The 10,679-nt window shown below is 71.7% G+C and carries 9 protein-coding genes and 1 pseudogene; 4 read left to right on the top strand and 6 right to left on the bottom strand.

Features of this window, described 5'->3' with window-relative positions; genetic code table 11:
• Positions 1 to 28: 28 nt before the first annotated feature.
• Positions 29 to 907 carry an Lsr2 dimerization domain-containing protein gene (locus tag ACWGIC_RS43445; protein ID WP_452081789.1) on the bottom strand — a complete coding sequence of 293 codons (879 nt, stop codon included), beginning with the start codon at positions 905 to 907 and terminating at the stop codon, positions 29 to 31.
• Positions 908 to 1,052: 145 nt separating this feature from the next.
• Between ACWGIC_RS43445 and ACWGIC_RS43440 the strand changes: the two genes are divergently transcribed.
• Together ACWGIC_RS43440 and ACWGIC_RS43435 are read left to right on the top strand one after the other, a co-directional pair.
• Complete coding sequence (locus tag ACWGIC_RS43440; protein ID WP_452081788.1) at positions 1,053 to 2,447, top strand: dihydrolipoyl dehydrogenase family protein; 1,395 nt, start codon at positions 1,053 to 1,055, stop codon at positions 2,445 to 2,447.
• A gap of 29 nt (positions 2,448 to 2,476) precedes the next feature.
• A complete protein-coding gene (locus ACWGIC_RS43435) occupies positions 2,477 to 3,046 on the top strand; it encodes a TetR/AcrR family transcriptional regulator (protein WP_452081787.1) in 570 nt (189 codons plus the stop codon).
• 1,737 nt (positions 3,047 to 4,783) lie between these two features.
• Here ACWGIC_RS43435 and ACWGIC_RS43430 read toward each other — a convergent pair.
• Positions 4,784 to 5,392: pseudogene (locus ACWGIC_RS43430) on the bottom strand (hypothetical protein); the annotation flags it as partial.
• A 268-nt stretch (positions 5,393 to 5,660) separates the two neighbouring features.
• On the opposite strand from ACWGIC_RS43430, the gene ACWGIC_RS43425 reads away from it, so the two are divergent.
• The gene (locus ACWGIC_RS43425) at positions 5,661 to 6,164 is read left to right on the top strand and encodes a DUF3145 domain-containing protein (RefSeq protein WP_093576929.1); all 504 of its coding nucleotides are present in this window, start codon (positions 5,661 to 5,663) and stop codon (positions 6,162 to 6,164) included.
• Positions 6,165 to 6,187: 23 nt separating this feature from the next.
• Positions 6,188 to 6,787 carry a hypothetical protein gene (locus ACWGIC_RS43420; RefSeq protein WP_452081786.1) on the top strand — a complete coding sequence of 200 codons (600 nt, stop codon included), beginning with the start codon at positions 6,188 to 6,190 and terminating at the stop codon, positions 6,785 to 6,787.
• 75 nt (positions 6,788 to 6,862) lie between these two features.
• Here ACWGIC_RS43420 and ACWGIC_RS43415 read toward each other — a convergent pair whose 3' ends face one another.
• From ACWGIC_RS43415 to ACWGIC_RS43400, 4 genes are all read right to left on the bottom strand, one after another.
• A complete protein-coding gene (locus tag ACWGIC_RS43415; protein WP_452081785.1) occupies positions 6,863 to 8,113 on the bottom strand; it encodes a beta-ketoacyl-[acyl-carrier-protein] synthase family protein in 1,251 nt (416 codons plus the stop codon).
• A gap of 51 nt (positions 8,114 to 8,164) precedes the next feature.
• Positions 8,165 to 8,410, bottom strand: a complete 246-nt coding sequence (locus ACWGIC_RS43410) for an acyl carrier protein (RefSeq protein WP_037820481.1) — start codon at positions 8,408 to 8,410, stop codon at positions 8,165 to 8,167.
• A gap of 70 nt (positions 8,411 to 8,480) precedes the next feature.
• Positions 8,481 to 9,464, bottom strand: coding sequence for a beta-ketoacyl-ACP synthase III (locus tag ACWGIC_RS43405; RefSeq protein ID WP_452081784.1), 984 nt, complete (start codon positions 9,462 to 9,464; stop codon positions 8,481 to 8,483).
• Positions 9,461 to 10,372 (bottom strand): ACP S-malonyltransferase, encoded by a 912-nt coding sequence (locus tag ACWGIC_RS43400; protein ID WP_452081783.1) that lies wholly within the window; start codon positions 10,370 to 10,372, stop codon positions 9,461 to 9,463. The genes ACWGIC_RS43405 and ACWGIC_RS43400 overlap by 4 nt, the downstream gene beginning before the upstream one ends.
• Between the last annotated feature and the right edge of the window lie 307 nt (positions 10,373 to 10,679).

The raw sequence follows: 10,679 nt of genomic DNA, 5'->3' as shown, positions 1-10,679 counted from the left end.
CCCTCAAGGAGCCCTTCACGGAACGGGATCAGCTGCCGGAGGAGGAGAACAGCACCGGCGGCACCGCGGCGGCTGCCCGGCGGCGCGGCTTGGCGGCGGACTTCGCCGGTGCGGTCGTGGCGGGCGCAGTGGTTTTCGCCGGTGCCGGAGTGGCGGTCTTCACGGGTGCGGAGGTCTTCGCCTGAGTTGCCTTCGCCGGTGCGGTCTTCGCGGAAACGGCGGCTTTCGCCGGGGTCGCCTTCGCGGGCGCGGGAGCGGTGGTTTTCGCCGAGGCCGCCTTCACCGGTGCCGGAGCGGTGGTTTTCGCCGGGGCTGCCTTCGCGGACGCGGCCTTGGCGGTCGCGGTTTTCGCCGTGCTGCCGGAGGGGTTCTTGACCGCAGCGGCCTTCGTCGATTTGGCCGCCGTGCTCCTCGCCGGCTTGACCGCAGTGGCTTTCGCCGAACTGACCGCCGCGGCCTTCGTCGGCTTGGCCGCGGCGGACTTCGCAGACTTGGCCGTGGTCTTGGTCGCAGCGGCCTTCGTCGGCGCCGCGGACGCGGCCTTGCCCGTGGCCCGGCTCGCGGTCCCGGTCGCGCCACCCGTTCGAGCGGTTTTCGCGGCCCGCGCCGAACCGGCGGCAGCAGTCTTCTTGCCAGCAATGGCTTTTCCGCCCGCCGCCGCGGCTTTCTCCGCCGCGGGCTTGGCCTCGGCCTTCTTCGCCCCGGCGACCAGCCGCGGCCGAAGCTTCCGTCCGCCGGTGCGGCGGCCGGCCTTGGCATAGCGCTCCAGCAGCCGCCGGAGCGCGGTCGCGTTGCGGGTGCCGAGGTCGATGTCGTACTCGACTCCGTCCAGCGCGAACGCGACGGTCTCGGCCGCTCGTCCGCCGGTCAGGTCGTCCAGAGTGCGGACAGCAGTGTTCCTCGCCATGGGAGCCTCCCGTGCTCGATCGTGGTCGTGCGTGCAACCGGCACGGCGACGACCCGGATTTCGCGGTGCCGCCGGTTTCTTGCAGCTCTGGTACGAGAATAGCGGCAGGCTTGCGCGAACCTGCGCGGTGGTGTGCGCTGTGCCCATGGCAGCAGAGACTTTCGACGTCGTGGTCATCGGGGCGGGTCCGGTCGGGGAAGTGGCCGCCGAACGGGCCGCCAAGGGCGGGCTGAAGGTGGCACTCGTCGAGCACGAACGGTTCGGCGGGGAGTGTTCGTACTGGGCGTGCATCCCGAGCAAGGCGTTGCTGCGCCCGGGAAACCTGCTCGCCGCGGCCAAGCGGATTCCCGGGGTGCCGGTCGGCGACGCGCTCGATCCGGAGAAGGTGCTCGCGCGCCGCGACTGGTTCACCGGCAAGGGCGACGACTCCGGCCAGTTCGAATGGGCGCGCGGCGCGGGCATCGAACCCGTGCGCGGTTACGGCAGGATCACCGGTGAGCGCGAAGTCACTCTCGACGACGGCCGCGTTTTCGCCGCCCGGCACGCGGTGATCGTGTGCACCGGCAGCGTCCCGCGCACGCCGAGGATTCCGGGTCTGGACACCATTAAGCCGTGGGGTTCGCGGGAAGCGACGTCGGCGACCGAGGTGCCGGGGAGGCTCGGCGTGCTCGGCGGCGGCGTGGTCGGCGTCGAAATGGCGCAGGCGTGGGCACGGCTCGGCGCGCGAGTCGACCTTGTGATCACCGGCGAACGCCCGTTGCCGCGGCTGCCGGAGTTCGCCGGGGACCTGGTCCTGGACGGATTGCGCGAGGCGGGTGTCCGCGTGCACACGAACTCCGGACTGAGCGAAGTGTCCGTTGTGGACGGTGGCACGCGGCTGAAACTCTCCGGCGGCGACGAGATCGTGGTCGACGAGCTGCTGGTCGCCACCGGCCGCGCGCCCGCGACCAGCACGATCGGCCTGGACGTGCTGGGCCTGCCCACCGACGGCCCGCTCCAGGTGGACGAAAGCGGCCGGGTGTCCGCTGTGGAGGGTGGCTGGCTGTACGCCGCGGGCGACGTCACCGGCCGCGCTTTGCTGACCCACCAGGGGAAATACGCCGCCCGGGTCGTCGGGGACTCGGTCGCGGCGCGTGCCCGCGGCGAGGAGATCTCGACCGAGCCGTGGAGCCGCTACAGCGCGACCGCCGACCATCACGCGGTGCCGCAAGTGGTGTTCACCGACCCGGAGGTGACGTCGGTCGGCCTGACCGAGGCGCGCGATGGTTCGGCGGACCGAGTGGTGGACATCGACATCGCGGTTGCCGGTTCCTCCCTGCACGCCGATGGGTACCAGGGCAAGGCGAGCATGGTCGTGGACACCGAACGCGGTGTCGTATTGGGCGTCACGTTCGTCGGCCAGGACGTCGCGGAGCTGCTGCATTCCGCGACGATCGCCGTCGTCGGCGAGGTGCCGCTGGACCGGTTGTGGCACGCGGTCCCCGCGTTCCCGACGATCAGCGAGGTGTGGCTGCGGCTGCTGGAGGCTTACGGCCTTTGATCCGGGCCGCTGTCCGGTAGCGTCGGGGCATGACCAGTGCCCCCGCTCCCGGCCGGCGTGAACGCAAAAAGGCGGCGACCCGCCAGGCGCTGGCCGACGCTGCCCTGCGGATGTTCCTGGAGCGCGGCTACGACCAGGTGACCGTGCGCGAGATCGCCGACGCCGCCGACGTGTCCACCACCACGCTGATGAAGCACTTCCCGACGAAGGAAGCTCTCGTTTTCGACCGGGAACCCGAGGTGGACGAGGCGCTGGTCTCGGCGGTCCGCGACCGGCCGGCGGGCACGTCGGTGCTGGCGGCGCTCCGGGCGCACATCCATCGGCGGGCGACGTCCGGCATCCGCGCGGAGGCCGCCCCGTTGCTGCGGCTGGTGCGGGAAACGCCCGCGCTCGCGGAGTACTGGCACAAGATGTGGATGGGGCACGAGCACACCTTGAGCCGAGTGATCGCGGCGGAAACCGGTGCGCCCGAGGACGATCCGCGATGCGCTGTGCTGGCCCATTTCGCGTTGGAGACGGCCTCGCTGGCAGAGCGCTCGGACGACCCGCCGCGGTACGTCGACGTGGCGTTCGACCTGCTGGAGAACGGCTGGCAGTGAGCCACCGGCTCAGGACGGCAGCTGCAAGTCGAGCGCGCCTTTCGCCGCGCGGGCCAGCCCCGGATCGTCCGCAGTGGACGGTCCGGGTTGCCAGACCGCCTGCACGAGCCGCACGCCCTTCCCGTCGACCTTGCTGGCGTAGGCGGCGCCGTCGAACTGCGGCGGGCCCGAAGGCCACTTGCCGGCCTCCGTGGCGACGTCCAGGATTCCGCCGCCGCCCGGGTTGTCGGCGATCTGCTTGAGGCGATCGGCTTGCCCGGCATCGGAAAACTCGACCACCGCGACAGTGACCGCGGCAGGCCGTCCGTCCACGAGCGCCGTGTAGCTCGCGCGGCGGACCGCGGAACAGCTGGTCTGCTGAAGGCTCGCCTGGACGTCCCCGAACGCGTGCGAGGCGCACTTCTGGTCAGCGCTGCTCGCCCGGGGCTCGAAGGTGAGAGTCGGCGCTGGCGGGGCGCTCGACTTGACGCTGATCGGCGCCAGGCTCGGCACGCTGCTGGGCGGCGGCGCACTGCTGGCGGGCGGCGCGGCAGCGGTGTCGTCGCCGCTGGTCGCCACGACGATCGCCGACACCACCAGGGCGACCAGCAGGACGATCGCCGCGATCGGCACCCATTTGACGGTCCGGGAGGCCGGTTTCCCAGGCCCGGCCGGAGTGTTCGGCCCTGCTCCCGCTGCCGCTCCAGCTCCGGCGGCCGGTTCGGGCCGTGCGCCCGTCGGTTGCGCCGGTTGGGGCGCGCCTAGCGGGGGACTGCTCGGCCCGGGAGCAGCCACCGGCACGACCGGCGGAACGGCCGCGCGCGGACGTCCAGGCTTCGCCGGAGAGGGCATCTTCTCGGTCGGAGCCTCGGGCGGGTCCGTGGACTCGGTGGGCGCTTCGGAAAGCGAGTCCAGTTCGTTCGACGGAACTTCCGGCCGAGGCGGGCGCACCGCGATGATCTTCGGCCGAGGCGCGGGAGCCGGGGGAACGGCGGATTTCGGTGCGGGGGAAGGGGTGCTGGGGGAAGGTGTGCTGGGGGAAGCAGCAGCCTTCGATGCTGTGGAGCTAGCGGACGCCGGGGCGGTGGTGCCGTTGCTGGCACCGGGGAAGACAGGGAGCCCCGGGGTGTTTCCGGTGCCTGCCGGGGCAGTGGTGCCGTTGCTGGCGCCGGGGAAGACGGGAAGCTCCGGGGTGTTTCCGGTGCCTGCCGGGCTTGTCTGCGGTCCCGAGCTGGAGGGGGCGGTGTTCGCGGCGGCCTTTCCAGCCGGGGGAGCGGTTGCGGCACCAGACCCAGGTGCGTTGGGAGCGGCCGCGCTTGACTCGCCGCCCTTGGAGAGAGGGCTGGCGGGCGCAGCGGCACCGGGACTGGCCGCGTTAGGCGCGGCGGCACCGGCACGAGCCGCCTCAGTCGCACTGGCCCCGGAACTCTTCGCGTCGGGCGCAGCAGCACCAGTTCGGGCCGCCTCAGGCACAGCAGCGCCGGGCCTCGTCGCGTGGAAAGCGGCAGCACCGGATCCAACCGCAGTGGTTCCAACAGAGTCAGCCTTTGGCGCACCTGGCCCGGCAACGCCAGGCCCCGCCGAGATCGCAGCCGAACTGCTCGCCGTCGCGGCTCCAGCGCTCCGTCCGGCGGAGTCAGCCGCAGTGCCGACCGCGCTCGCCGCAACAGCAGACCCCGCCGCAGCCCCAGCGCCGACAGCACCAGCAGCCGAGCCGCTGAAACCGCTGCCCTGCGGAGCCCGGGGCCCAGGAGGAACCGGAATGTCGTCGGCGAACCGGACGAACCCTTCCCCGCGCAAAACCTCGTCCGAAAGCTCCGGCGCGTCCGGAGCCAGCGCCGCGATCAACGCCCTCGCCTGGTCCACCGACCGCGGATGCCGGGCGGTGGCCAGGGAGACCGTCGCCGCCAGCATGGTCGTCGGCGTCGGGTGCAGGACCCGGACCGGGCCCGCGAGATCGCCCGGCGGCTGGTCGACCGTCTCGACGTACGGGCCGACCGCCACGATCGTGCCGACCGGGCCGCCGCCGAGTTCCGCGATGCGGCGTTCGCATTCCTGGGACAGATCGAGCGCTTCGGTGGCGGGGTTGACGTCGTCGCCGTGGACCAGCGGCCAGCCGTCGGCCTTCCACGGACCGCTCAGCGGGGCTTCGAGGCGCAGGGCCGGGTCGGGCAGGTCGACGCCGATGACGACGAGCACGCCCGCGGGCAGCACGACCACCGCCTCGACCGGACGGTCTCCGGTCGGGCGGGCGCCGACGAGCGCGACGCCGCCGATCACCGTGCTCCCCCGGCCGAGGGAGGCCAGTGCGGCCCGCACGTCCTCCGCGACGCGCGAGGGCTGCTGCCCGAGACGGACCAGTCGCACCGAAATTCTCCCGTCGAATCCGCAGCGTTTCCGGTGCCACACGCTAGCGTGCCGGGCCGCCGGAACCGTGCTCCGCGCCCTCGCGTCGGCGTGGCTCACCACAATGGGTCGTCCGTCGCGACTTGTGGTGTTCATGTGGCCAAACAGCACGGTTGGGGTGCAGAATGTGCTACACAGGTCGGGAACTGCCGTGGAGGCTACGCAACCTGCGCAGGGTTCGAGAGGTCGTAGGGGAAGACGTCCCTCGTCGAACAAGCGGAGGTCAGCAGTGAGCACCCGTGGCAGCACCCGAGGCGTGGTGTACGTCCACTCGTCGCCGTCTGCGGTATGTCCGCACGTCGAGTGGGCTATTTCGGGCACCCTTGGTGCCCGGGTCGAGCTGAAGTGGACGGCCCAGCCGGCCAGTCCGGGACAGCTCCGGGCCGAATGCAGCTGGAGCGCGCCCGCAGGAACCGCGGGCAAACTCGCCGGCGCGCTCAAGGCGTGGCCGATGGTGCGCTTCGAAATCACCGAGGAACCCAGCGCCGGCGTCGACGGCGAGCGGTTCTGCTTCGCGCCCGGACTGGGTCTCTGGCACGGCCGCACCAGCGCCAACGGCGACATCGTCGTGGGCGAGGACCAGCTGCGCGCGCTCGTCAGCATGACCCGCGGCGGCGAAACCCTCGCGCACAAACTGGACGAACTCCTCGCCGCGGCCTGGGACGAGGCGCTCGAGCCGTACCGGCACGCGGGCGATGGCGCCCCGGTCACCTGGCTGCACCAGGTCGGGTGAGCGAGGGCGGTACCCTCACCCGGGTGAGCGTTCACCCGGCCCCGCCGTCCCGTCAGCGGTGGTTGATCCCCGTGCTCGTGGTGGTGCTGTCCATCACCGTCGCCGGGGGTCTGCTCGCCCGCGAGCTGTACCGCCGCCCCGAATCGCCGCGCCCTGCCGACGGCGAAGGCATCGTCCCGCCCGTCGCGACCAGCGGCGGACTTCCCGGCAAAACCGGTTCGGTCCAGGTCGGGGTCACCCCGGACGCCGAGAACCACCCGCAGGACGATGCCGTCCGCACCGTGCTGCAGGCCTATTTCAACGCGCTCAACGCGAAGGACTACGACGCCTGGACCGAGACGGTCAGCGAAGCGCGCCGCAGCAAAACTCCGGAAACGGACTGGCACCGCAACTTCCAGTCCACGAAGGACGTCGACATCACGCTGTACCGCATCGAACCGGGCGCGCAGGGCACGTTGCGGGCGCTGGTCGGGTTCACCAGCACCCAGTCGCTCAACGAGGCCCCGGTCGACTTCCAGCAGAAGTGCATCCGCTGGCGGCTGGTGCTGCCGATGAAATACGAGCACAACTCGTACCGGATCGACACCGTCGACGGCTCCGCCGCGGAACGCGAGGCGTGCTGACCGGCGAAACTCCGGCGAAAACGGGAAGGGCCCCCGCGGAAACTCCGCGGGGGCCCTTCGCCGTCAAAAGGGACTTCAGTTCGCCGGCGTGAACAGCAGCGCGGTGTTGTGCCCGCCGAAACCGAACGAGTTGGACAGCGCCGCCGCGAGTTCGACCTTGCGGTTCTCCCCGGCCGCGACGTCGAGCTGCACCTTCGGGTCCAGTTCGGTGAGGTTCAGCGTCGCGGGCACGATGCCCTCGTACAGCGCGAGAATCGTCGCGATGCCCTCGACCGCGCCCGCACCGCCGACGAGGTGGCCGAGCGCGCCCTTCGGCGCGGTGACCACCGGGTGCTCGCCGACCGCCGACCGGATCGCGGCCGCCTCGCCGATGTCACCGACCACAGTGGACGTCGCGTGCGCGTTCACGTGGCCGACGTCCGAAGGGGACAGTCCGGCCATCGCCATCGCCGCGCGCATCGCCGCGATCTGCCCGATGCCCTCCGGGTGGTTGCCCGTGATGTGGTAGGCGTCGGACGTCAGGCCGTAACCGGCCAGCTTCGCGTAGATCCGCGCCCCGCGGGCCTTCGCGCGGTCGGCCCGCTCGAGCACGACGACGCCGGAGCCCTCGCCGAGCACGAAGCCGTCGCGGCTCACGTCGAACGGACGCGACGCCGCTGCCGGGTCGTCGTTGCGCGTCGACACCGTGCGGGCCTGGGCGAACCCGGCGACGGTGATCGGGTGGATGCACGCCTCGGAACCGCCCGCGACCACCACGTCGGCCCGGCCGGACCGGATCATTTCGAAGCCGTTCGCGATGCCCTCGGCCCCGGACGCGCACGCCGACGCGGGCGAATGCACCCCGGCGCGGGCTTTCAGGTCGATGCCCACGTGCGCGGCCGGGCCGTTCGGCATCAGCATCGGCACGGTCAGCGGCGACACCTTGCGAAGACCCTGCTGGTGCAACAGATCGTTCTGGGTCAGCAGGGTCACCGGCCCGCCGACCCCGGTGCCGATCGAAACGCCGAGACGTTCCGGTTCGACGTCGGTGTGCTCGTCGGTCTGCTCGGCGAACCCGGCGTCGGCCCAGGCCTGGCGGGCGGCGATGAGCGCCACCTGCTCGCACCGGTCGAGCCGGCGGGCCTGCACGCGGGGCAGGATGTCGGTCGGCTCGACGGCGAGCTGTGCCGCGATCCGCACCGGCAGGTCCAGCTCCGCCGCCCAGTCCGCCTCGATCGTGCGGATCCCGCTGCGGCCGGCCAGCAGACCGTCCCAGGTGGACGCGACGTCCCCGCCGAGCGGCGTGGTCGCGCCCATTCCGGTGATCACGACGTCGATGTTGCTCATGGGAGTCTCCCCAAGGTCGGCTCCGGACCGGGGCCCGGGTACGAAGAGGACTTACTTCGAGTTGGCGGAGACGTAGTTCACCGCGTCGCCGACGGTCTTCAGGTTCGCCAGCTCGTCGTCCGGGATCTTGACGCCGAACTTGTCCTCGGCCTGCACGGCGATCTCGACCATCGACAGCGAGTCGATGTCCAGGTCGTCCACGAACGACTTCTCGGCGGTGACGTCGTCCTGAGCCACGCCGGCGACCTCTTCGACGATCTCGGCGAGGCCGGCGAGAATCTCAGTGTTGTCAGCCATCGGTGTTGTTCCCTTCTCGGTTCTTCTGGAGGTCCGCTCGCGGGCACGGCGCCCGCGGGGGAAGTATCGCTCAGGGCAGGACGAACGCCTGCGCCGCATAGGAAAGCCCGGCTCCGAAGCCGACCGCGAGCACCACGTCGCCGCTTTTCGCCGTTCCCGCCTTGCGCATGTGGTCCAGCGCCATCGGGATCGAGGCGGACGAGGTGTTGCCCGAGTACTTGATGTCGTCGGCCACCACCATGTCCTCGCGCGCCCCCTTGGCGCGCAGCTTCTTGGCGATCGACTCGACGATCCGGAGGTTCGCCTGGTGCGGGGCCAGCACGTCCACATCGGACGGTTGCAGCCCGGCGGCTTCCAGCGCGCGCAACGCGATCGGCGCGATCTGCGTGGTCGCCCAGCGGAAGACCGACTGGCCCTCCTGGAAGATCCACCGGTGGTCGCGCATGTAGATCAGGTCGACCAGGTCGCCCGCGCTGCCCCACACCACCGGGCCGATGCCCGGTTCGTCGGACCCGCCGACCACCGCGGCTCCCGCGCCGTCGGCGAAGATGATCGCGTTCGCGCGGTCGGTCGGGTCCACGACGTCGGTGAGCTTCTCCGCGCCGATCACGAGGACCTTCTTCGCCGAGCCCGCGCGGACGAGGTCGGAGGCGACGCCGAGGCCGTAGCAGAATCCGGCGCACGCGGCGTTGAGGTCGAACGCGCCGGGGGCCGGGACGCCGATCCGCGCGGCGACCTGCCCGGCCGCGTTCGGGATCTGGGACGGCATGGTGCAGTTGGGCACGATGACCGTGTCCACTTCGGACGGATCGACGCCCGCGTCGGCCAGCGCGTTGGTCCCGGCGGCTACGGCGTAGTCGACCAGCACCTCGTCCTTCTCGCCGAACCGCCGCTCGATGATGCCGACGCGGTCGCGGATCCACTGGTCGCTGGTGTCCATGACCTGCGACAGGTCGTCGTTCGTGACGATCCGGTCCGGCTGGTGGCTGCCGAAGCCGAGGATGCGGGCGGCGGGCGCGCCCTGGGTCAGGCGCAGGGTGGGGCGGGCGGTCACTGGGCGTCCTCCTCGCGCAGCGCCGCCAGCTCGGCAGGCGACTTCAGCGCGGTGGTAGTGGTGACGACGCCCTTGAGCTGCCGCTTGACCAGTCCGGTCAGGGTGCCCGCGGGCGCCAGTTCGACGGTGCGGTCCACGCCGAGCGAGACGAGCCCGTCCATGGTCAGGTCCCAGCGGACCGGGCGGGTCACCTGTGCGACGAGCCTGCGCAGGTATTCCGCGCCGCTCGTGACGACCTGACCGTCGGCATTGGACAGCAGCGGGCGCGTCGGGTCGGCCGGGGAGAGACCGGCGGCGTGCTCGCGCAGGGCGTCTTCCGCGGGGGCCATGTAGGGCGTGTGGAAGGCGCCGGCCACCTTGAGCGCACGGATCTTCGTGCCCTCCATCGGCTCGGCGATGATCCGCTCGATCGCGGCGGCGGAGCCGGAGGCGACGATCTGCCCGGCCCCGTTGCGGTTCGCGGCGGCGAGGCCCTGGCTTTCCAGCCACGCGGCGACTTCCTCGGGGTCGCCGAGCATCACCGCGGCCATCGACGTCGGTTCGAGCGCGCACGCCTTGGCCATCTCCGCGCCGCGGACCGCGGCGAGCGCGACCGCGTCGGCGGGGGTGAGCACGCCGGCGATCGCGGCGGCGGCCAGTTCGCCGACGGAGTGGCCGGCGACCGGAGCGTCGCCGGGAACCGGCAGCTGCTCGAAGGACAGCAGGGACAGCGCGACGATCAGCGGCTGCGCGACAGCGGTGTCCTGGATCTCCTCGGCGCCGGCTTCCGTGCCGAGCCGGATCAGGTCGAGCCCGGAGCGGGCGGACCATTCTTCGACGCGCGCGCGGGCGCCGTCGAGCTCGAGCCACGGAGCGAGCATGCCGGGGGCTTGGGAACCCTGGCCGGGGGAGAGGACTGCAACTGTCACGCTGTCTATGAGACCACGGGACCGGTCGGTGCTTCAGATGCGGGCGGTCACCAAGTCCGCGCGGCGTTATTGGAGGAAACCTCCAAAGACCCGCCGGAGAACCCGGTCCTTAACCCATCCGCCTTGTGGGATTCAACCAGCGCTTGCCGTGAAGTCTGTCACCCGCCATGCCCCGGCGCGTGGCGGAGCCGGGCGTGGGCCGGACGTTGGCGGGGTCCGGTGCGGTGGAGGTCCGTGAAGGGCTCCTTGAGGGAAAGAGAATTCCACAAGGAGCCCCGGACCGGCCGCGGGCCGGGGCCAGCCGCTG

Source organism: Amycolatopsis sp. NPDC054798 (genome assembly GCF_053611505.1).
The sequence above is the reverse complement of the archived record's forward strand: the minus strand, read 5'-3'. Positions and strand labels throughout refer to the sequence as shown.

What these genes read in the sequence shown, in the direction of transcription:
- ACWGIC_RS43445 (WP_452081789.1), bottom strand. Translation starts at nt 907, where the DNA reads ATGGCGAGGAACACTGCTGTCCGCACTCTGGACGACCTGACCGGCGGA.
- ACWGIC_RS43440 (WP_452081788.1), top strand. Translation starts at nt 1,053, where the DNA reads ATGGCAGCAGAGACTTTCGACGTCGTGGTCATCGGGGCGGGTCCGGTC.
- ACWGIC_RS43435 (WP_452081787.1), top strand. Translation starts at nt 2,477, where the DNA reads ATGACCAGTGCCCCCGCTCCCGGCCGGCGTGAACGCAAAAAGGCGGCG.
- ACWGIC_RS43415 (WP_452081785.1), bottom strand. Translation starts at nt 8,113, where the DNA reads ATGAGCAACATCGACGTCGTGATCACCGGAATGGGCGCGACCACGCCG.
- ACWGIC_RS43410 (WP_037820481.1), bottom strand. Translation starts at nt 8,410, where the DNA reads ATGGCTGACAACACTGAGATTCTCGCCGGCCTCGCCGAGATCGTCGAA.